This is a genomic window from Ferruginibacter sp. SUN106 (assembly GCF_050611765.1).
In the GTDB taxonomy this organism is placed as follows: domain Bacteria; phylum Bacteroidota; class Bacteroidia; order Chitinophagales; family Chitinophagaceae; genus Ferruginibacter.
The window spans coordinates 1,255,013-1,276,801 of sequence record NZ_JBODJC010000001.1 but is presented as its reverse complement, the minus strand read 5'-3'; the positions used below and the strand labels follow the sequence as shown (position 1 = coordinate 1,276,801).

Here is a 21,789-nt window from a genome sequence, read left to right as displayed (position 1 = left end):
GGTTAAAGTATTTCTGCCACGGGCTAAGTGGATTATGGGAATGGCTCAATGGGGGTTGCTATGCTGCTGATAATATTTTCTCTTTGAAGTAAACATTATAAAACAATAAAAAACATAATTATGAGTACTATTAAAAAAGGCAATACGGTAATTACCAGCGGCCGGGTAAAACTACAGCCGGAATCTGCTTCCTTTACAAAACAATGTTTTATAAGCACCCCTTTTTTATTTAAGGAAAGGCCTGTGGTTATTGTAACCGTATCTACAGAAGAAACAAGTACCGCTTACGTTACTTACGGTGTTGAAAACGACCCTAATGCAGTTAATGAAACAAGATTTAAAATATCTGCCAGCAATAATACTGTAAGAGACGAAACAGCAGGTTGCTATTGGTGCGATTGGATTATAATGGGTGAAATAACAGAAGAAAAAATTATTCCTTAGAATAAATTTTCAACACTAAAATTAAAACACCCGCTGTAAAAACACATCCACTCTTAAAGTAAATATTTAACCGATTATTATAAATAACTAAAAAAAATAACAATGGCATACAAAGCATATTTCAGTTTAGACAGTGTAAAAGTAATACGTAGCGATGGTGAAGATGGCGAATACAGTTTCAGGCTGTATTATGAAAATAACCTTTACTCAATTATTAACACCCCTGAAAACGTAGCAGATGGAAGTATTTGGCGTGGCGCATTTGTTGCTTATCAGACAAAGCCCCTTGCGCTTACCGACAAATTTAAATTGAAACTTGAATCTATTGAATATGATGGAGGATTAAGATTTGGAAACGGCTATGCAATGACTGAAAAAGAATTTGATATTAATAGTAAGGGCATACATACTATCTATATGAAAGATAATGATGAAAATGAAATTGAATTCAGGGTTGCAATTTCCATAAATGTTGACTCAGCATTTGGAGATATAGTGACTACACAAAACACCGAGAATAATTTAATAGGTGCAATGATTTATGAAGACTGGCATTACAATAAAGAATCGGATAGTACTTTACCCCTTTTTGCAAAAGCAAGGTCGCAACACCTGGCTGCAGGCGAATACGACCTTCCGTATGAACCCGATATAAGAACAGGCGGCCGCTGGGGTTCATTTGGCAAAGTATTGGGTGTAAGGCCTGATACCATCAGTTCGTTAAAAATTGGAAATGGTTATTATGTTGAACTATTTGACATGGTTGGAAGAACCGGCAATTCAATAACCTTATCCGAAAACACACCTGAAATACCTGCTTCTTGGAATGATAAAGCTAAATCTATTATTGTTACCTTAAGGCAACAGCCACGTTAGTAAATTATATAATAAACCTGATTTAATCTTAACAAATAAAGAAGATGAAAAAAACAATAATTATCATTGTAACAGTATGCATATATTCTCTTTGTACAGCGCAATACAAATACCCCTTTACCAAAACTGTTGACAGCAGCGATACCTGGCACAACGTAACTATAAAAGATTCCTACCGCTGGATGGAAGATTTAAAAAGTGACGAAACTAAAAACTGGTTTAAAGCACAGAATGATTACACCAGCAGTATCATGGATAAATTGCCCATGACAGATGAATTGTATAAAGATTTTTTAAAACTGGATTCTATACAGCCTGATAAAATTGGAAAAGTGAGACAAGTAGGCAATACCTTATTTTATTTTAACCTTAAAGTAGGTGATGCCAAACCAAAAATGTATAAACGCAATGGAGAAAGTGGTAAAGAAGAATTATTGGCGGATAATACACGCTGGGGCAGTAATTATATGTTCAGTGATTACGAAATAGACCCTTACGAAAAATTTATTGCCATTACTGCAGGTGAGGGCGGCAAAGAAATAACGGCCGTTACAAAATTCTACAATATTACTACAGGCAAATTTTTGATTGATAGTTTGCCTGGCAGGTATGCAGGTTATGCCCCCGGTGAAGGCAACGTGTATTACATGCAGCAACCCACCTGGGATGTTCATGCAATGGTTGAGGATAAAGACAGGGTATACAAGGTGCACAAACTTGGTACCGACACTTTACAGGATGAGATTTTTCTTTCTTATAAATTAAACCCTGAATTATATTCGATGGACAACACCATGCAACTATCCCCTGCCTGGTTAGATAAGGATTGTAATTATGAATGTGTATTTGCTTCCAGCGTATCGCCGTATCCCGATATTTATTATCGTAAAATAAACAGCGGCGCTCCATGGAAAAAGGTCATCAGCATACAAGATGAGATCACCACTGTAAATGCCAGCGGCAATAAGCTTTTTATGGTGAGTAAAAAAAATGCGCCCAATGGCAAAATACTTTTTATGGATATGGCCAATCCTGATGTAGCAAAAGCAAAATTAATAGCTCCGGAAAAAGATATTCCACTAGAAATGGGCAATGGCTTAACTCAATCAAAAAACTTCCTGATTGTTCCTTATATGAAAAATGGTGTACAGTTATTTCATTATACTGTGGATATGCGTACTAACAAATTTTCGAAAATACCTTTCGTTGAAAATACAAACCTGTTGTATATAACACCGTTCAATAAACGCAATGATGATGTGCACCTTGTACGTAGCGGATGGACAACACCCATTACCTTTTCTTATAGTAACCTGGATAAGCCATTTGCAAAAGAAAAAATATTTTCCTTTCGTACTAACCCAAAATTTCCATACACAGATGAAGTGGTGGTGGATGAAATAGAGATTGCCGGTCATGATGGTGTACTGGTACCTGTTTCGGTAATTCATAAAAAAGATGTGAAACTGAATGGAGAAAATACGGCTTATGTGTACAGCTATGGCGCTTATGGTATCAGCTCCAGTGCAGGGTTTAATCCTGACTTTCTTTTGCTGGCTCATAAAGGTATTGTAATTGCGGTTGCCCATGTACGTGGTGGTGGTGAAAAAGGAGAAAACTGGCACCTTAGCGGTTATAAACAAAGCAAGCCAAATACCTGGAAAGATTTAAACAGCACCGCAGAATACCTTATAAGCAAAGGATACACATCACCTGCTCACCTTGCCTGCGAAGGCGGAAGTGCAGGAGGTATTTTAATTGGCAGAGCTATTACCGAACGACCCGATTTATGGGCATGCGCTATTCCTCAGGTAGGCTGCCTGAGTATGGTGAGGCAGGAATTTGCGCCCAATGGCCCGGTTAACACACCGGAATTTGGCACCGTCAAAAACATCAACGAATTTTTTGCACTGATGGAAATGGATGCTACATTGCATGTACAGGCAGGAACAAAATACCCGGCCATGCTGATCACTACCGGATGGAACGATCCCCGTGTAATAAGCTGGCAACCGGCAAAATTTGCTGCAGCAGTTCAACAGGCAAATACTTCGGATAAACCCATTTTATTACAGGTAGATTATAATGCAGGACATGGAGACAGCGAAGATAAATTTGCAGCATTTAGAAAAGAAGCAAAGAAATGGGCCTTTATATTAGAACAAACAGGCTACATAAAATAATAAATCCTTTTCTAAAACAAAAAATTACTATTACAAATGAAAAAGATTTTACTGTTGTTAATAACAATTGCATGTAGCCATTACAATATTTTTTGCCAAACCAAACCTGAATTACCACTTGACTTTTTTGATGGTTTCAGTTATACTTTACCTGCAGATTTTAATTACAACGATTCGGAACAACTGAATACTGTAGTTAAAAAAATGGCTGCCGAATTATTAAAATGGCAAATTACTGCCGGGGATAAGTATACTATTTCAGACAGTACCCAACTGTATTTTTTTCTTGATGCTACAGCTGCCCTTAACTCTTTTTTTGGCAACAACCAGCAGGCTATTGATGCAATTATTAAAGCCCGGTCATTAAGGCCTACTCCAGTCTATTCAATTCCCTTCCGGCTAAGCACCATTGCATACAGCAATGCTTGTCTTTTGCATGCAGATGATGGAAGCGCAGCATTTAAAGAGGTGTTTTTAAAATCTTTGAAAGAACAGTATAACAGCCTTAATCCCGATTTTAAAAACGATATCATTAATCAGCAGAAAGGAAGTTTTACTTTAACTGCTGCACCGATTGCCTGGAAAAATCTTACCCGTATACTGGATCAATCTATAAAAAGTACCAATGGCAAAATGAATTATAGCACTGCTTATACAACGGTTACTCAGTTTCAATCGTATTACCGCCTTAAAAATTATCAGCCCGTATTTGAACAGGCACTATACGCCATTTCTTCGGCAAGGGTAAAAGAAGAAACCATAGCAATACCCATGAGAGATGGCATAAAACTAAATGCCTACCTGTATAAAAATGAAGTAAATACGGAACAGTTGCCTGCAATTATTTCGTTAAGCCCATATCCATCTGGCAACGAAGCCCGGAATGGAAATGTATTTGCCACTAACGGTTATGTATACGTGTATGTAGATACCCGTGGCCGCAGGGCAAGCGAAGGCATATTTATGCCTTACGAACACGATGCAAAAGATTATTATGATATTATTGACTGGGTAAGTAAACAACCCTGGTGCAATGGCAAAGTTGCCACTACCGGAGGCTCTTACCTTGGCTTCGACCAATGGCAGACCATAAGAAAACAATATAAACACCCGGCATTAAAAGCTATTAACCCTATGGTTTCTGTGGGCTTTGGTGTTGATTTCCCCCGCAGGGGCAACCAGTTTTATCCTTACATTTTACAATGGGCAACATTTGTAAGTGGTAAAGAATTAAACCAGGCATTATTCGACGACTGGCAATTCTGGAACGATAAAAATTACGAATTATACAAAAACAGAATTCCTTTTGCTAAATTAGATTCTGTAATTGGCATGCCCAATCCTGTTTTTCAAAAATGGCTCAGCCATCCTGATTTTGATAGTTACTGGCAAAACATACTGCCTGCAAAAAAAGATTACGAAGCTATTGATATTCCTATTCTTTCAATCACAGGTTATTATGATGCTGACCAGGTTGGTGCCTTGTACTACTATAACCAGCATCAAAAATATGGGTCTGCAAAAGCAAAAGATAACCATTACTTATTAATTGGCCCTTACGATCATGGTGGTGCCCAATGGCAGCCTGGCAATATTCAAGGTGGGGTTGATATAGAGAAAGAAGCGCAGGTGCCTATTTATAAATATGTGATCTGGTGGTTTGACTGGGTGTTGAAAGGAAAAACAAAACCTGCATTTCTTAAAGATAAGATTACCTATTTTGAAACTGGCAATAACACCTGGAAAGGAACTTCGGCCTTAAAAAAAATAACCACCGATTCGCTTGAGTTATTTCTCTCACCGGCAATTGTACCCAATGCAAAACGTAAAGATTTGCACCTGCTGGATGATAAAAAACCTGTTGGCACTAACACCATAAAATACAAACATGATATTGCAATGGCATTAGATTCTGCGTTTCTTTTTTCGCCTTCAAAACCTTATGATGATTCACTTTACATGACTTCTCCTTACAACCTGGTTTTTGAAAGCCGGCCATTGGAACAAGACATTGTAATAACTGATAAAATAATCAGCCGGATTTATGCAACACTAAATGTACCTGACGCAGATTTTGAAATGGCGGTAGAGGAGGTTGCTGCTGATGGTAAAGACAGAAGTCTGGCCTCTGGAATAATAAGAGTACGCTACAGAAATGGTGACGAAAAACCTCAATTAGCAAAACCTGGCGAAATAGTGGTATTGAATTTTGATGACATTTTTTTGTACATCAAAAAAGTAAGTAAAGGCAGCAAACTGAGATTCATATTTCAAAGCAGCAACAACCCATGGGCAGAAAAAAATTTTGGTTTTGGAGGCGAAGTAAGTAAAGAAACAACCACAAACCCAAGAATAATTGAAGCTACTATACTGATGGGAAATAAGTTTGCCAGTAAGATAGTGGTACCTTATACAACCAACTAGCTTTTAAAGCACAAAAAATATATTTTTAAGAATGAGAAGTAAGATCCTGATAACAATTGTATTGCTTATTTATTTATCCGGATTTTGCTTTTCACAAAACCTTTACTTCCAATCCTATTCCTCCACACAGGGCCTTTCGCAAAACAGTGTATACAGCATAACGCAAACAAAAGATGGCTTTATGTGGTTTGGTACGCAGGATGGTATCAACAGGTTTGACGGCAAAAATTTCACTTACATCACACCATTTATTGATGATGCGGCTTTAAAGGAAAATGGACAGGCGACGTTTTCTAAAATGATCACAGCGTTACATGCAGATAAAAAAGATTGGCTTTGGGTAGGCACTACAAATAATATTGTGATATACAATCGCTACACTGGCAAATTTATTTTGCCAGCTAATATTTATGAGGGTTTTGCAATACCAGCAGGATTATGGACACTAAAAATTACTGAAGACAGCAGCAATTGTATCTGGATACAAACAAGAAATGATGGCATTTTTTGTTACAGTAAATCACTTAAAGCCATGGTAAATTTAAAATGGCAGGGAGGTGCTCCCCAAAATATTACTACGCTAAGCAACAACGCAGGCGATATTTGGGTAAGCACTAATAAAAATATCTACAGCCACCGCAATGCCACTTTTACACCAATTAAAATACAAAAACAATTATTACAGATTAAAGAAGAAATTATAGACTTTGCCTTTATAAATAAAAACCCATGGCTTATTCTAAATACTTCCAAAATAATTATACTGCATCCTGAGGCAGGCAACACTTATGCAGCAAATTATTTTGCAACTGAATTTAAAGGCAAACATTATTTAACAGAACCCAATCTTATTCATCAAAGCGATACCAACACTGTTTGGATTGGCAGCCGCAGCGACGGACTTATAAAAATAAACTTAACAGAAAAGTCATTTGAAAACGCAGGCGCATTGGGAACTTTAAATTCATTAAAGTCGCAGTTTATTCTCAGCTTTTATACCAACCTTCAAAAAATTACCTGGATAGGATTAAGTGGTGGTGGCGTTGCAAAATATGATTTGCAAAAAATACAGTTTGGATTGTGGAGAAATGAACCTGATGCATTAAAGCTGGTGCCAGACAATATGTTGCTGAGCATTTTTTCAGAAAATGATGAAGACTTTTACATGGGCACATTAACAGGCGGACTGCTACACAAAAATATAAAAACCAATAGCAGTGAATACTATCTTCCTCCTGTATTTGAATATCAAAGAGGCAATAAAAATATTTATGATATAGTTACCGGAGAGAATGACCGGCTTTGGGTAGCTACATCAGGAGGTTTGTACAGCTTTAATAAAAAAGACAAAAAATTCATCTTCTATTCTGATTCAACCGACAAGCAAACCACAGAATTATGTTCTGTGATCAAATTAAAAGATAAAAATAAATTACTCGTAGGTGGTTATAAAGGCGGACTAAATATCTTTAATATAGAAAATCACAAATGGGAAAAATGTAACGATAAGGATAAGATACTCGGTCACGACAAATATGAGTTCAGGGTCAGGTATATGAAAGAAGCAACAGGAGGTGATATATACATGTCTACCGAAGCACAATGCCTTGTAAAGTATAACTACATTAGTGGTGTATTTACTTTTTTTCCGCAGCTTGAAAAACTATCGGGCACTTCCAGGTATTTTTATTTAGACAGTCCTTATATATGGATTGCTACAGACGATGGTTTGATTCAAGCTTCGGCAGCTACAATGCAAATCATAAAATCGTGGAATACAGATAATGGCCTTGCTAACAATTATATTTACGCCGTAGTAAAAGACAATTATAACCACATTTGGGTAAGTTCAAACGCTGGTCTTACAATGATTGATTACAAGGCCGGCATTTGCAAAAACTTTACAGAAGATGACGGACTGCAGGGAATGGAATTCAATACGGCTTCGTGCTTTAAAGATAAATCGGGAAAAATATGGTTCGGTGGAATTAACGGGCTCAATATGATAAACCCTGAATCTTCTGCACCTAACAGCTTTTCTCCTGCCCCGCTCATTACCAATATCAATGTGATGAATATCCCATTACAATCAGATACTGCTTTTCCCTATCTTCGTAATATCTCGTTACCTTATTCTAAAAATTTCATCAGTTTCGAATTTCAATCACCCAATTTTTCTCAAAGCGAAAATATAATTTACGAATACTGGTTGAGTGGTGTAGATACAGGCTGGGTAAAAAATGGCACCAGGAATTTTATCAGCTACACGCAATTAAAACCGGGCCATTATACTTTCAGGGTGAGAAGTGCCAATACAAATTATGTATGGAGCAAAAATGCTGCAGCAATAAATATCACCATTGTGCCACCATGGTATCAAACATGGTGGTTTTATCTTTTATCGGCTATCGTAATCGCAACTGTTATTTTTCTATTACTCAGGCAAAGATTTAAAAGTATACGCTATAAAGCTGAGGCCAAACAAAAAATAATAGAAACAGAAATGGCTGCATTAAAAGCACAGATGAATCCGCACTTTATGTTTAACTGCATTAATAGTATTGATGCTTTTATTCACAGTAACGATAAATATAATGCCACACTATACCTTAATAAATTTGCAAAACTACTTCGCAATATTTTAGACAGCAGTAAAGAAAATACTGTACCCGTTACCAAGGATATTGAAACATTAAAATTATACATTGAACTGGAAGAATTGCGGAATGAAAATAAATTTAAGACAACACTTACTTTTGATGAAGAAATTTTGAATAACGATTATAAAGTGCCGCCGCTTATAATACAACCTTTTGTAGAAAATGCCATTTTACACGGCATAAAAAACAAATACGAGAATGACGGTATCCTCACTGTTGATATAAAAAGAGTAAACGATACAATACAATACACCGTTACCGATAATGGTGTGGGAAGAAATGCAGCCGGAAAAATTATGCAGAATAAAGAATCGCACTATGGCATGCAAATGAGTTACGACAGAATAAAATTATTTAACAAAGAAGAGACTGCTTCTGTACAGGTAATTGACCTGTACAATAATGAAAAAGCAACCGGTACAAAAGTGATTGTCAACTTAAATATTATCTGAAATGATCAATGCTATAATTATTGACGACGAGGCTAAAGGAAGATTAGCATTAAGAGAAAAATTACTGGCTTATTGCCCTCAGATAAAAATTATGGCTGAAGCGGCCAACGGCCAGGAAGCTTTACTGCTGATACAACATTATAAACCGCAATTAATTTTTTTAGATATTGAGATGCCGAGAATGAATGGCTTTGAAATGCTGAACGAATTAACCGAAAAAAATTTCCACATCATTTTTACCACTGCCTATGACCAATATGCAATCAGGGCCATTAAATATGCGGCTTTTGATTATTTATTAAAGCCCATTGATATTGAAGAATTGAAAACAGCGGTAGAAAAATTAAACAACACCGAAAATAAAGAAACTAAAAAACAGGTGGAACTGCTGCAACAGAATATGCAGCTTCCCAAAAAACAATTGCATAAACTGGCTATACCCACTTTAGAGGGTTTATTGTTTTATGATATCAACGACATTATACATTTGGAAGCCAACAGTAACTATACTTACATCCACCTCATCAACAAAACAAAAATCACTGCATCTAAAACCTTAAAAGAATTTGAAGATTTATTGCCGGCAGATATTTTTTTTCGTACCCATCACTCCCACCTCATTAACCTGAATTATATTAAACGCTACATTAAAGGTGATGGTGGACAGATAGAATTACAAAACGGTACTTATGTAGATGTTTCCAGGAGAAAAAAAGATGAATTTCTTAAAGCCATTGGCTATTAGTTTGGGGAACACGGATTATTTATCGCACCTTGTGCAATAAATGAATGATCCGGTTTATTCTGCTTTGCAGCATAAAAAATCCGTGTTCATCCGCTCAACCCGTCCCATCCGTGTGCAAATCTTATATTTGCACTATGGAAAAATATTTAGGAGAACTTTTCAGCAAACAACAGTACGATAAAAACAATTTCTTTCTTATTGCAGGCCCCTGTGTGGTGGAGAGTGAAGACCTGATAAATGAAGTAGCAGAAAAAGTGAGCGGTATTTGCAAAAGACTAGGTATTCCTTACATCTTTAAATCGTCTTACAAAAAAGCCAACCGCACCAGCGCCAACTCTTTTACCGGTATTGGCGATGAAGAAGCTTTGCAACTGGTAAAAAAACTGGGCGAAAAATTTCAGCTGCCTACAACATCAGACATACATACTGCAGGCGAAGCAGCTATGGCGGCTAACTATGTAGATATTTTACAGATCCCTGCTTTTTTGTGCAGGCAAACAGATCTGTTGATTGCAGCAGGAGAAACCGGCAAAATTGTAAATGTAAAAAAAGGGCAGTTTTTAAATGGCCCATCGATGAAGTTTGCAGTAGAAAAAATAAATAATACCGGCAATACAAAAGTAGGGTTGATAGAAAGGGGCAATACTTTTGGCTACCAGGATCTGGTGGTTGACTACCGCAATATTACCTGGATGAAAGAAATTAAAGTGCCCGTAATTATGGATTGCACGCATTCGCTGCAACAGCCTAATCAAAGTGGCGGTGTAACCGGTGGCAATCCCGAATTAATTGAGACTATTGCCAAAGCAGCTATTGCAACCGGCGCTGATGGTTTGTTTATTGAAACCCACCCCAACCCTGCCGTTGCTAAAAGCGATGGTGCCAATATGCTGAAATTAGACCTGTTGGAACCTTTACTGGAAAAACTGGTAAAACTCAGGCAGGCTGTACTTTAAATAAAAAAACCTCTGGAAAACCAAAGGCTCAATAATATAGGATGGATAACTGCTGTATAACAGGAATTGCAAACCAGCTACTTAAGTTATTCAGATCTTAAAACGGGGCTTTCGTTACGTATTACAAAAATAATGCTACAATTTGCATTAGTTTGTGTAAATCCGACACGATGATGACCGCAAAAGGCATAAAAACTAATTCTAATACTTAGATTTCGCTGGGCAAACTGTTGAATTCTTTTTTATACGCAATGGTAAAATTGCTAAGGTTTTTAAAACCCAATGCCATGCCGGCTTCTTTTACAGAGTACTTTTTTGAACGTAATAACTGCCTTGCCTTAAGCATGCGGTTTTTTTGGTAATACTCGTAAAGGTTTAAGCCGTACACCGTTTTAAACAAATTTTTCAGTTTGGTTTCACTCATCATTGCGGTACGTGCAAGCACCGGTATGGTAGGCGGCGGCGCAGAAAGATTACTCACCAATATAGATTCCACTTTCATCATCTGCTTTATGGAGACGTCGTTAATTAAATTTTTAGTGGTGTTATGGTGCCCCAGTTTACTGTACAGGCTTCTGAAAAATTTTTCCAGCAACAACATCACCCTGTTCTGCAACATTACTTTCTGCATGGGATGGCTGTCGTCAATTTCAAAAACTTCTTCCATCAATGCCCGGTATTCAAAATTCAATACTTCAAAATTAAAAGTCGCCGTTTTTAAAGACAGGTATTGTTTAAATACTTCGTCTGTTGCGCTGATGCCCGTATGAGCCTGCAACCAATCTGCTGTAAAAAAAATATTAATGCAACGGTCTTCAGTGCCTGCTGTGGCAGTATAAGAAATATCAGAAAGTGAGTTGGTTAAAAAAGCGCCCGAATGAATTTCTTCATCTTCATATAACTGGTCCTCATCAATACGTAAGCTTAATTTTTTTAAATTTTTTACTTCATCAAAGCGCAAGGTATAAGATTCGTCAACTGCAGGATGCCGGAAAAAAGATACATCTTCATTTATCACACATTCATTAATTAATACCTGCAGGCCATTGGCAAGCTCGGCCACTTTTATATAACCATTTCCTAAAGAAGAGGGTAAAAACAGGGTATTATTCACCATGGGTACGCCGGCAAATTTAGCCAGGTCACGCAGGTAATCGGTATGGTTACAATATTGATATGAAAATTTAAACAAGGCTGTATTGATGATTATGGCAGTATAAAATTACGCATTCTCTTCAAGACTATTTTCGGGAGCTTTATTAAATTGTTTTTTAAATGCCAGTGTAAAATTAGCCACATTGGTATACCCCACAGCTTGTGCCGCTTGCTTAACGGAATATTTTCCGGTGAGCAATAATTCATTGGCTTTTTGCAGGCGTTGCTTTTGATAATAAGAATAAATACTGTCGCCGTACATGCTTTTAAAACTTTTCTTCAGCTTGGTACTGCTCATCGAAATCAGTTTTGAAAACTCATCAATAGTAGGTGGCAGTTTGCTAAAATCATTTACCAGTTCATGTTCTACTTTTATCAAACCGTTGATCACTTCAGAAGAAAGATTAAACTTCCCTTCCAGTAAATTGGTTTTACTATAAAGGCGGGTAAAAAAACGTTCTATCAATAAGGTTACCCTGTTCTGCAAAAAAATATTTTGTAAAGGATCGTCTTTTTGCACTGTCCATAATTCATCCATCAGCCTCAGGTATTCTGCATCCAGTTGCTCAATATCAAAACTTTCTGTTTTAAGAGAGAGGTAACGCTGCAACACATCGTCATTGGCATCCATATCCATATATTTCTTCAACCACTTTTCATTAAATAATACTTTTACAGATTTAATGTGCAGGTTCGCCGGCAGCTCTTCGGTATTCACAAAAATATTACTGGTAAGCCTGGCAACAGAGTGGCGGGTATTTGATTTTTGCAATTGCTCATCATCCACTTTTAATGTGGCGGTATCTTTTATAAACACATCATCGAAGTGCAGAATAAAATACCTGTTGTCGGATCGCTCCCTTATGGTGATCATCCGTTCATTAAAACAAGCATCTACCAATAACACCTGCAACTCATCAAATAAACTGATGGTTTTTATAACGCCCTCTCCTGACGGAGCTGATAATGTTAAAAAGTCCTGCTGTTGATAAGGGATTTGCAATGCGGTTGAAAGATCCTGCAGTAATTGCCTGTAATTAATATGATTGATATTGAGCACAATCATTGAAGAAATGATTATAAGGTTAAAGGGCAGATTAAAAATTTTATTACAGATAGCGCAATGGGTTCCTCCTGGCGTTAAGGATATACCTTTTTATGTTCATCCAGAATGCAACAAAAAAGTAAACAACTACCGGCGACCCCATGGTAAGAAAAGAGATGTAGATAAAATATTTACGAATTGTTGAAGTTGCAATGCCCATTTTTTCGCCAATGGCGGTACATACACCAAACACATGCCATTCAATAAAGTACCTGAACCTGTTCATACTGCTAATTTAAGCACATTTTTTTCTATAAACAAGCACTTTAAATAGTGGCTGAGTTTCAGTAAATTTGCAAAACATACGATTTTTAGTGCTGCAGGCTCATTTAATGCAGCAAAAAGCCTTCGTAACGCCGATCATAAATCTAAAATCATAAATCTAAAATTTAAAATTGTACTATGGCTTTCGACATTGAAATGATTAAAAAAGTGTACGCCAGTTTTGCAACCAGAATTGATGCAGCACGAAAAGCAACAGGTAAACCCTTGACATTAACTGAAAAAATTCTCTATGCCCATCTTACCGAAGGCAGTGCCAGCAAGGCTTACGCAAGAGGAAAGGATTATGTGGATTTTGCCCCGGACCGTGTGGCCATGCAGGATGCCACCGCACAGATGGCTTTATTGCAGTTTATGCAAAGCGGACGTACCAAGGTTGCCGTGCCCAGCACCGCACATTGCGATCATTTGATTGAAGCCAAGGTAAACAGCAAAACAGATTTAAGCAGGGCTGTAACAGAAAGCAGTGAAGTATTTGATTTTTTAGCCAGTGTGAGTAATAAATACGGTATTGGTTTCTGGAAACCCGGTGCCGGCATCATTCACCAGGTGGTATTGGAAAATTATGCTTTTCCCGGTGGTATGATGATTGGTACAGATAGCCATACCGTAAATGCAGGTGGCCTGGGTATGATTGCTATTGGTGTGGGTGGTGCAGATGCCTGCGATGTAATGGCAGGTTTGCCATGGGAATTGAAAATGCCGAAACTGATCGGTGTAAAATTAACCGGCAAATTAAATGGCTGGACGGCTCCTAAAGATGTTATTTTAAAAGTGGCCGGCATTCTTACCGTAAAAGGTGGAACCGGCGCTGTGGTGGAATATTTTGGTGAAGGCGCTACCAGTATGAGTTGTACAGGTAAAGGCACCATTTGTAATATGGGAGCCGAAATTGGTGCCACCACTTCTACTTTTGGTTATGATGAAAGCATGAGCCGCTATTTAAAAGCTACCGGCCGTGAGGAAATTGCTGCTGCTGCTGATGCTATAGCGGCACATTTAACCGGAGATCCTGAAGTGTATGCTAATCCTGAAGCTTATTTTGACCAGGTAATTGAAATTGACCTGACTACTTTAGAACCACATTTGAACGGGCCATTCACTCCCGATTTAGCTACGCCTATTTCTCAGATGAAAGCAGCTGCTGCAGCTAACGGATGGCCAACAAAAATTGAAGTGGGTTTAATTGGTAGTTGTACCAATTCTTCTTACGAAGATATCAGCCGTGCAGTTAGTTTAGCACAACAGGTAACTGATAAAGGTTTAACCTTAAAAGCGGAATTTAATATTAACCCGGGCAGCGAACAGATCCGTTATACTATTGAAAGAGATGGTTTTTTAGGTGTGTTTGATAAAATTGGGGCTAACGTATTTGCCAACGCCTGCGGACCATGCATTGGTATGTGGGCAAGGGTTGGTGCAGAGAAGGCAGAAAAAAATACCATCGTACATTCTTTCAACAGGAATTTTGCAAAACGTGCCGATGGCAACCCTAATACTTTTGCATTTGTAGGTTCTCCTGAACTGGTAACTGCAATGGCTATTGCCGGTACTTTAGATTTTAATCCCTTAACAGATACCTTAACCAACAATAAAGGCGAACAGGTAAAACTGGACCCGCCAACCGGTAATGAGTTACCGCCAAAAGGTTTTGCTGTAGAAGATGCCGGTTACCAAAAACCTGCAGAAGATGGCAGCAATGTTGTGGTAAAAGTAGCACCGGATAGCAAACGTTTACAATTATTAGATCCTTTTCCTGCATGGGAAGGCACTGATCTGAATGGTTTGAAGCTATTGATCAAAGCAAAGGGAAAATGTACTACGGATCATATCAGCATGGCAGGACCATGGTTAAAATTCCGTGGACACTTAGATAATATCAGCAACAACATGCTGATCGGTGCATTGAATTTCTTCAATGAAAAAACTGATAGTGTAAAAAATCAACTCACAGGTGAATACGGACCAGTACCTGCTACACAAAGAGCTTACAAAGCTGCGGGTGTGGGTACAATTGTAGTAGGTGATGAAAATTATGGAGAAGGTTCTTCACGTGAGCATGCGGCTATGGAGCCACGTCATTTAGGTGTACGTGCCGTACTGGTAAAATCTTTTGCCCGTATTCATGAAACCAATTTGAAAAAACAAGGTATGCTGGCATTAACTTTTGCCAACAAAGCCGACTACGATAAAATTTTAGAAGACGATACTATCGATATTGAAGGCTTATTAGCTTTTGAACCGAACAAATCTTTACAGGTAGTATTGAACCATGCCGATGGCAGCAACGAAACCATACAGGTAAACCATACTTACAATCAGCAACAGATTGAATGGTTTAAAGCCGGTGGTGCGCTGAATATTATCAGGAGAGAATTTGCAGCGAATAATTAAGTTGCTCAAATAAACATTTTGGAATCCCGGCTTTTAAAGGCCGGGATTTTTTATGGGTGGGTCACTCCTTAAAGAGTGGCTCACCCATAAAAAATCCCATTACACGAACGGGGTGAGCCACCCTTTTGGAGTGACCCACCCTGGCAGCATTTTGATTGAGCAAGTGAAGTAATTTAATGGTATACAAATTATATATTTTCTTAGATTGCATTTACGAAGCAATAAATACAAAATGTATAAGATCAAAATATGGATGGTCAATACTAATGCATTTACCTGCATTGCAATGATTAACATAAATGTGCAGTTAGCGGCAAGTTTTTATGCGACAACCCGTTATTTGTTTATCTTCATAAAACAACCCGTCTACTTTGACATTTACTATCCGATACGATGTTTTTTTTGTTATAGGGCTGACATTCCTTTTAGGGAAATTTTTACAACGATGCCTTACCAAGAAACAGAAAATTATTAATACACTTTTTCCTTATGCGTTGGTATTTGTACCACTTTCAGTTATTTATGCTTTTGTTATTAACGATCTGCCATTAAGTGGTTTTTCAGTTGACCCGGTTTATGACTCACCAGGTTCGACAAGTTTAGGGCCTCAAAGTATTAACCGAGAAGGATTAAATGCGATGATAATAGTTATAATTAGTGTGGTAATAAACTTGTTCGTTTGGTTATATGCTCTATTTATAATCATACAACAACTGCTAAAAAACAGAAACTTAATTGCATCCAAATAATAGGCGATGCCACTAACAAAAGTGCGACTTAAATTAAAATTAATGAAGAACTTTTTCACTTATAAAATATCGAAATTTATTCCCGGCATTTTTAAATTTCTTATCGCGTCATTAACTTTTACGGTTCTTTTATCGGGATGCACACAGCCAAAAAACAGTAAGTTTAACTCAAAAGAATGGAAAGCCAATGAGAATGCAAGATTTAAAATGTTAGACGACATTGTTAATAACAAAATATTCATTGGAAAATCAAAAAAAGAGCTGCTGGAAAATTTAGGGGAGCCATTTATTAAGGAAGAGAGTTTTTATGCCGGTAAGGCAATGCAATTTAGAACATCCGAAAAAGATGGGGAATACCTACATTGGTATTTATTTGTTGAGTTAAAAAATGATACAGTGACCTACACTCAAAAAAGTCTCGATTAAACAATCAGCAAAAACAATTATGCCGAAACGGTTGCTAAAATGAACCGTGTATAAACAAATAAATTTTATCTTTTTTTACGACTTTTCTCAACGACAATCTGACTTGTGTAAAGTATTTTTTACCACCGTAAATAGCTCGTTCAATGGTTTATTACATACTCCTCTCCATCTGGCAATATCGCTCAGGCAGCCTCAGCGAGGCGGCATTTTGGTGAAAAAGTTTATTTATACAAGAACCAAAGCCTCGTCGGGGCGACATTTTCACCGAAGCCGCAAATAAAAAAATTTCGCTCCGATGGAGCCGGGAACATCACATGCTTTATCTTGTTACCAAAATGCCGCCACGATGTGGCTTTAAAACAATAGAGGCAATCCCCTCTGCTATTTTTGCCGCCACCTTTTCTATACGCCGGGTGAGCCACCCTTTTGGGGGTGACCCACCCTGGAAATCCATTAACAAAAAATTAATCTCAAAATATTTGATGTTTAAACATTAATTATGTAACTTAGCATTCTAAATCAAACAAAATGGCAACAAAAAAATGGGTTGTGGACCCTACCCACAGTGAAATACAGTTTAAGGTTAAACACTTAATGATCACTAATGTAACCGGCAGCTTCAACATTTTTACCGTAAATGCAGAAACAGACGGTGAAGATTTTACCAAAGCTACCATCAGCTTTACTGCAGACACTGCCTCTATTTCTACAGGCAACGAACAAAGAGATGCACATTTAAAAAGTGCCGATTTCTTTGATGCTGAAACTTATCCGCATTTAAAATTTGCCGCTACAAAATACGAAAACATCGACCAGGATGGTTCTTACGACCTTTATGGCGACTTAACTATAAAAGACGTAACCAAGCAAGTAAAATTAGCGGTTGAATTTGGTGGTATCGCTAAAGATCCATGGGGTAATGTAAAAGCAGGTTTTACTATCTCTGGTAAAATTAACCGTAAAGAATTTGGCCTTACCTGGAATGCAGCAACTGAAACCGGTGGTGTATTGGTAAGTGAAGAAGTAAAAATTCATGCTGAAATTCAATTGATAGAACAACAATAATACAACACGTGAGGCGTGAATGGTGAGACGTGAGTGGTACTCTGCAGATGATATAATTTGCACTACTGCTCACATCTCACTATTTACAGCTAACGACTCACCATTCACGCCTCACGACTCTTCGGGTCTTGCTTAAAAATCTCCTGCAACAGTTTGTATAATTCCGGATGCTTTTGTTCCAACAGGTCGGGCCTTTCAAAAAAATATTCTGATACCACTGCAAAAAACTCTGCTTTGTTGGTGGCACCATAAGGATTGATATCAGATTTCCCTTTTAGTATTTCCTGCATCTGCTGGTAAGTCATATCCAGCCATGGAATGCTGTACTGCTTAGCTAATAGCTGGCTTGGTATGCCGTCAGTATCTCCATCAGCTTTATCAATCAGGTGCACAAACTCATGAATGGCGGTATTATTTTTATCCGATTCATTTTTAAATCCTTGCTCCAGTGCAAATTTTGATAACAGCATTTTGCCCTCCATATAGCCTGTGCCAACCATACCTAAAATATTTCTCCCCTCGCCTTCTGTTTGAAACTCCGGGTTGATGGCATCTGAATACAACAACACTTCTCTAAGGTTATAATATTTCCATCCGGTAAAAGCAAAGACGGGTATCACTGCACTGGCTGCTACAAAGATCCTGTCCAAATCTTCAACCGGCGTATTAACACCGGTAATTCTTACATAGGTTAAAAACTCGTGTACCTCATTTTCAAATTGCTGCTTTTCAGTTGCATTCAGCTTTCTGAAAAAAGCAATATTCTTTTCCAGTATCGCCTCATCAATTAAAATATTATTCTCATCAACAGCTTCTTTCTTTTTAGAATTATTAAAGTAAACGCCAAGAAAAATAACTGCTGCAATTACTGCTATCCCAATCATCATTAATTATTTTATAAAGAAAGTAAAACTACTTAACTGTGGTTACATTTGTGTATCAATAATTCAATATGATACAATACAACCCCAAGGACTGGCTGAGTTTTATTTTTCGCATTCATAAATCGGATACGTTCAGAAAACTTTGGCCGATGATATTACTGATCTGTTTTTATGCCGGTATTGTTGCTTTTTTCGAGATCAATTACTGGCGCTGGACGGAAAGTAATAAAGTAAAAAATATTGTAGTAATGCACAGCCTGCTGGGGTTTGTAATTTCCTTATTGTTAGTGTTCAGAACCAACACCGCCTACGACCGTTGGTGGGAGGGCCGTAAACTATGGGGCGCATTGGTAAATAACAGCCGCAACCTGGCTTTAAAAATGAATGCGCTGCTGCCCAAAAATGATATACAAAGCAGAACATTTTATAAAAGCTTTATTCCGCAATATGCAGTGGCGTTAAAAAATCATTTGCGCAGCGAAGCTACCAGGCTGGAACTGGATGAAGCCTTGCACCCGGAGCTTGCGGAAATTGATCATGATAAACATTTACCCAATCAACTGGCAGCATTATTATTTAAAAAAACAAATACCTTATTTGAAACAGGTAAGATAAAAGGTGAGCAACTTATTATTATCAACAGCGAACTGCAATCTTTTACAGAAACCTGCGGCGCCTGCGAAAGAATTAAAAATACGCCTATCCCCATCTCCTACAGTGCCTTCATTAAAAAATTCATTTTCTTTTACGTAATGACCTTGCCATGGGGTTATGTTTTTAATCTTGGTTACCTGGTAATTCCGGTTGTGGGATTTATTTTTTATGTACTGGCCAGCTTAGAATTGATAGCAGAAGAAATAGAAGACCCTTTTGGTACAGACAGTAATGATTTACCTATGGATAAAATGTGTGCCAACATTCAAAAACAGGTTGACGAACTGTTGTAAATCGTATCTTTGCACCTCTTAAAAAATGATCTATGGCTAAAGTAAAAACAGCGTTGGTGCAAATGAGTTGTTTTGCAGATAAACAACAGAACGTAAGCAAAGCAATTGAAAAAATAAAAAAAGCCGCAGCGGCTGGTGCTCAAATAGTTTGTTTGCAGGAATTGTTTACGTCGCTGTATTTCTGCGATGTGGAAGACTATGAAAATTTTAAACTGGCAGAAGCCATCCCCGGCCCTGTAACAGATACTTTAAGTACATTGGCAAAAGAACTGGGTGTAGTGATCATCGCCTCTCTATTTGAAAAAAGAGCAGAAGGTTTGTACCATAACACAACTGCCGTTTTAGATGCAGACGGTACTTACTTAGGCAAGTACCGCAAAATGCATATCCCTGATGACCCGGCTTATTACGAGAAATTTTATTTTACTCCCGGTGATCTGGGCTATAAAGTTTTTAAAACAAAATTTGCAACTATAGGTGTATTAATTTGTTGGGATCAATGGTATCCTGAAGCTGCAAGAATTACTTCACTGATGGGTGCAGAAATTTTATTTTACCCCACTGCAATTGGCTGGGCCACTTCGCAGGATGAAGCCACCAACACCGAACAATACAATGCATGGCAAACCATACAACGCAGTCATGCTGTTGCCAATGGTGTGCATGTGGTAAGTGTAAACCGTGTAGGATTGGAACAGGATGGCGCCATGAAATTCTGGGGCGGTTCATTTGTATCTAATCCTTTTGGTTCTGTATTATACAAGGCTTCGCATGATGAAGAAGAAATAAAAGTAATTGAAATAGATACCAATCAAACCGATCGTTACAGAACACACTGGCCTTTTTTGCGTGACAGAAGAATTGATTCTTATCAGCCGATAACAAAAAGATATATTGACGAAGGATAAACAAGTTAAAAATTGATAGTTAAAAGTTGAAAGTTTTAGAAGCAAAACATTCATAGCAACTATCAACTATCAACTTTCAACTATCAACTTATGAGTACTCCAAAAGAATTAGGTTATTACTTCCCTGCAGAATTTGCACCGCAAGCAGCCACATGGTTGAGCTGGCCGCATAAAGAAGCATCATGGCCGGGAAAAATAAATACGATCTATCCTTTCTATAGCCAGTTTGTAAAAGAACTTACACTGGGGCAAAAAGTTTGCATCAATGTAAATGATGGGGCCATGAAAAATTTTGCATTGGGCCATTTACAAAATGCCGGTGTGGACCTTTCTAAAGTGGAGTTTTTTTTACATCCCACCAACGATGCCTGGTGCCGTGATCATGGCCCTGCATTTTTAATCAACCCCAATGCAACGGAAAATAAAAAAGTAATTGTAGACTGGGATTATAATGCCTGGGGCAATAAATATCCGCCTTACGATTTAGATGATGTGATCCCGACCTTGATTGGTAAACATTACAACATACCTGTTTTCTATCCTAAAATTGTAATGGAAGGAGGCTCGGTAGAATTTAATGGCAAAGGAACTATTATGACTTCCACTGCCTGTTTATTAAATCCTAATCGTAATCCGCATTTAAACCAGGAGCAGATAGAAAAATATTTGTACGATTATTATGGCGCCGAACAAATACTTTGGGTAAACGATGGTATTGTGGGTGACGATACTGATGGGCATATTGATGATACCGTACGTTTTACCAATGAAGATACAGTACTGACCGTGGTAGAAGAAAATAAACAGGATGAGAACTATCAATTGTTACAGGATAACCTGCAGCAATTACAACAAATGCGTTTACTTAATGGCAAGCAATTAAATATTGTGGAATTACCAATGCCTGATGAAGTGATTTATGATGAGCAACGTCTGCCTGCATCCTATGCCAATTTCTATATTGCCAATCATGCAGTGATAGTTCCCATATTTAATTGTGCTAAGGATGATAAAGCGTTGCAAATTATTCAGAGCTGTTTCCCTGGAAGAAAAGTAGTAGGTATTGATTCAACAGAAATTATCTGGGGCCTTGGCAGTTTCCATTGCATGAGTCAGCAGGAGCCGGCTGTATAA

Annotated in this window: 17 protein-coding genes; 13 read left to right on the top strand and 4 right to left on the bottom strand. The window is 37.8% G+C overall.

What is annotated here, in order from left to right:
- Positions 1 to 120 precede the first annotated feature (120 nt).
- From ACQ334_RS05230 to kdsA, 7 genes are all read left to right on the top strand, one after another.
- Positions 121 to 444 carry a hypothetical protein gene (locus ACQ334_RS05230; protein ID WP_430987114.1) on the top strand — a complete coding sequence of 108 codons (324 nt, stop codon included), beginning with the start codon at positions 121 to 123 and terminating at the stop codon, positions 442 to 444.
- A 102-nt stretch (positions 445 to 546) separates the two neighbouring features.
- Positions 547 to 1,320: a hypothetical protein gene (locus ACQ334_RS05225; protein WP_430987113.1), complete on the top strand. Its 774-nt coding sequence runs from the start codon at positions 547 to 549 to the stop codon at positions 1,318 to 1,320.
- Between the two features lie 44 nt (positions 1,321 to 1,364).
- Positions 1,365 to 3,503, top strand: coding sequence for a prolyl oligopeptidase family serine peptidase (locus tag ACQ334_RS05220; protein ID WP_430987112.1), 2,139 nt, complete (start codon positions 1,365 to 1,367; stop codon positions 3,501 to 3,503).
- A 36-nt stretch (positions 3,504 to 3,539) separates the two neighbouring features.
- A complete protein-coding gene (locus ACQ334_RS05215) occupies positions 3,540 to 5,927 on the top strand; it encodes a CocE/NonD family hydrolase (RefSeq protein WP_430987111.1) in 2,388 nt (795 codons plus the stop codon).
- A gap of 31 nt (positions 5,928 to 5,958) precedes the next feature.
- Positions 5,959 to 9,039, top strand: coding sequence for a ligand-binding sensor domain-containing protein (locus tag ACQ334_RS05210; RefSeq protein WP_430987110.1), 3,081 nt, complete (start codon positions 5,959 to 5,961; stop codon positions 9,037 to 9,039).
- Position 9,040: 1 nt separating this feature from the next.
- Complete coding sequence (locus ACQ334_RS05205) at positions 9,041 to 9,784, top strand: LytR/AlgR family response regulator transcription factor (RefSeq protein WP_430987109.1); 744 nt, start codon at positions 9,041 to 9,043, stop codon at positions 9,782 to 9,784.
- Positions 9,785 to 9,918: 134 nt separating this feature from the next.
- Positions 9,919 to 10,740: a 3-deoxy-8-phosphooctulonate synthase gene (gene kdsA / locus ACQ334_RS05200; protein ID WP_430987108.1), complete on the top strand. Its 822-nt coding sequence runs from the start codon at positions 9,919 to 9,921 to the stop codon at positions 10,738 to 10,740.
- Between the two features lie 208 nt (positions 10,741 to 10,948).
- Here kdsA and ACQ334_RS05195 read toward each other — a convergent pair whose 3' ends face one another.
- The 3 genes from ACQ334_RS05195 to ACQ334_RS05185 are packed head-to-tail and all read right to left on the bottom strand — an operon-like array spanning position 10,949 to position 13,226.
- Entirely contained in the window at positions 10,949 to 11,932 is a 984-nt protein-coding gene (locus ACQ334_RS05195; protein WP_430987107.1) for a helix-turn-helix transcriptional regulator, read from the bottom strand.
- Between the two features lie 30 nt (positions 11,933 to 11,962).
- Positions 11,963 to 12,961, bottom strand: coding sequence for a helix-turn-helix transcriptional regulator (locus ACQ334_RS05190; RefSeq protein ID WP_430987106.1), 999 nt, complete (start codon positions 12,959 to 12,961; stop codon positions 11,963 to 11,965).
- Positions 12,962 to 13,004: 43 nt separating this feature from the next.
- Complete coding sequence (locus ACQ334_RS05185) at positions 13,005 to 13,226, bottom strand: PspC domain-containing protein (protein WP_430987105.1); 222 nt, start codon at positions 13,224 to 13,226, stop codon at positions 13,005 to 13,007.
- A 176-nt stretch (positions 13,227 to 13,402) separates the two neighbouring features.
- Here ACQ334_RS05185 and ACQ334_RS05180 point away from each other — a divergent pair, with 176 nt between their 5' ends.
- The 3 genes from ACQ334_RS05180 (at position 13,403) to ACQ334_RS05170 (ending at position 17,916) form a co-directional block, all read left to right on the top strand.
- Positions 13,403 to 15,676, top strand: a complete 2,274-nt coding sequence (locus tag ACQ334_RS05180; RefSeq protein WP_430987104.1) for an aconitate hydratase — start codon at positions 13,403 to 13,405, stop codon at positions 15,674 to 15,676.
- A 791-nt stretch (positions 15,677 to 16,467) separates the two neighbouring features.
- On the top strand, positions 16,468 to 16,851 hold the full coding sequence (locus ACQ334_RS05175; RefSeq protein ID WP_430987103.1) for a hypothetical protein: 384 nt from the start codon (positions 16,468 to 16,470) through the stop codon (positions 16,849 to 16,851).
- Between the two features lie 528 nt (positions 16,852 to 17,379).
- A complete protein-coding gene (locus ACQ334_RS05170) occupies positions 17,380 to 17,916 on the top strand; it encodes a YceI family protein (RefSeq protein ID WP_430987102.1) in 537 nt (178 codons plus the stop codon).
- Positions 17,917 to 18,020: 104 nt separating this feature from the next.
- On the opposite strand, the gene ACQ334_RS05165 is transcribed toward ACQ334_RS05170, so the two are convergent.
- Positions 18,021 to 18,803: a zinc-dependent peptidase gene (locus ACQ334_RS05165; protein WP_430987101.1), complete on the bottom strand. Its 783-nt coding sequence runs from the start codon at positions 18,801 to 18,803 to the stop codon at positions 18,021 to 18,023.
- A 65-nt stretch (positions 18,804 to 18,868) separates the two neighbouring features.
- On the opposite strand from ACQ334_RS05165, the gene ACQ334_RS05160 reads away from it, so the two are divergent.
- The 3 genes from ACQ334_RS05160 to ACQ334_RS05150 all read left to right on the top strand — a co-directional run bounded on the left by ACQ334_RS05160 (position 18,869) and on the right by ACQ334_RS05150 (position 21,789).
- Positions 18,869 to 19,747, top strand: a complete 879-nt coding sequence (locus ACQ334_RS05160; RefSeq protein WP_430987100.1) for a bestrophin family protein — start codon at positions 18,869 to 18,871, stop codon at positions 19,745 to 19,747.
- 32 nt (positions 19,748 to 19,779) lie between these two features.
- Positions 19,780 to 20,655 carry a carbon-nitrogen hydrolase gene (locus ACQ334_RS05155; protein ID WP_430987099.1) on the top strand — a complete coding sequence of 292 codons (876 nt, stop codon included), beginning with the start codon at positions 19,780 to 19,782 and terminating at the stop codon, positions 20,653 to 20,655.
- Positions 20,656 to 20,745: 90 nt separating this feature from the next.
- Entirely contained in the window at positions 20,746 to 21,789 is a 1,044-nt protein-coding gene (locus ACQ334_RS05150; protein WP_430987098.1) for an agmatine deiminase family protein, read from the top strand.

What these genes read in the sequence shown, in the direction of transcription:
- ACQ334_RS05165 (WP_430987101.1), bottom strand. Translation starts at nt 18,803, where the DNA reads ATGATGATTGGGATAGCAGTAATTGCAGCAGTTATTTTTCTTGGCGTT.
- ACQ334_RS05210 (WP_430987110.1), top strand. Translation starts at nt 5,959, where the DNA reads ATGAGAAGTAAGATCCTGATAACAATTGTATTGCTTATTTATTTATCC.
- ACQ334_RS05225 (WP_430987113.1), top strand. Translation starts at nt 547, where the DNA reads ATGGCATACAAAGCATATTTCAGTTTAGACAGTGTAAAAGTAATACGT.
- ACQ334_RS05205 (WP_430987109.1), top strand. Translation starts at nt 9,041, where the DNA reads ATGATCAATGCTATAATTATTGACGACGAGGCTAAAGGAAGATTAGCA.
- ACQ334_RS05150 (WP_430987098.1), top strand. Translation starts at nt 20,746, where the DNA reads ATGAGTACTCCAAAAGAATTAGGTTATTACTTCCCTGCAGAATTTGCA.
- ACQ334_RS05190 (WP_430987106.1), bottom strand. Translation starts at nt 12,961, where the DNA reads ATGATTGTGCTCAATATCAATCATATTAATTACAGGCAATTACTGCAG.
- ACQ334_RS05160 (WP_430987100.1), top strand. Translation starts at nt 18,869, where the DNA reads ATGATACAATACAACCCCAAGGACTGGCTGAGTTTTATTTTTCGCATT.
- ACQ334_RS05185 (WP_430987105.1), bottom strand. Translation starts at nt 13,226, where the DNA reads ATGAACAGGTTCAGGTACTTTATTGAATGGCATGTGTTTGGTGTATGT.
- ACQ334_RS05155 (WP_430987099.1), top strand. Translation starts at nt 19,780, where the DNA reads ATGGCTAAAGTAAAAACAGCGTTGGTGCAAATGAGTTGTTTTGCAGAT.
- ACQ334_RS05180 (WP_430987104.1), top strand. Translation starts at nt 13,403, where the DNA reads ATGGCTTTCGACATTGAAATGATTAAAAAAGTGTACGCCAGTTTTGCA.
- kdsA (WP_430987108.1), top strand. Translation starts at nt 9,919, where the DNA reads ATGGAAAAATATTTAGGAGAACTTTTCAGCAAACAACAGTACGATAAA.
- ACQ334_RS05170 (WP_430987102.1), top strand. Translation starts at nt 17,380, where the DNA reads ATGGCAACAAAAAAATGGGTTGTGGACCCTACCCACAGTGAAATACAG.
- ACQ334_RS05175 (WP_430987103.1), top strand. Translation starts at nt 16,468, where the DNA reads ATGAAGAACTTTTTCACTTATAAAATATCGAAATTTATTCCCGGCATT.
- ACQ334_RS05220 (WP_430987112.1), top strand. Translation starts at nt 1,365, where the DNA reads ATGAAAAAAACAATAATTATCATTGTAACAGTATGCATATATTCTCTT.
- ACQ334_RS05215 (WP_430987111.1), top strand. Translation starts at nt 3,540, where the DNA reads ATGAAAAAGATTTTACTGTTGTTAATAACAATTGCATGTAGCCATTAC.
- ACQ334_RS05230 (WP_430987114.1), top strand. Translation starts at nt 121, where the DNA reads ATGAGTACTATTAAAAAAGGCAATACGGTAATTACCAGCGGCCGGGTA.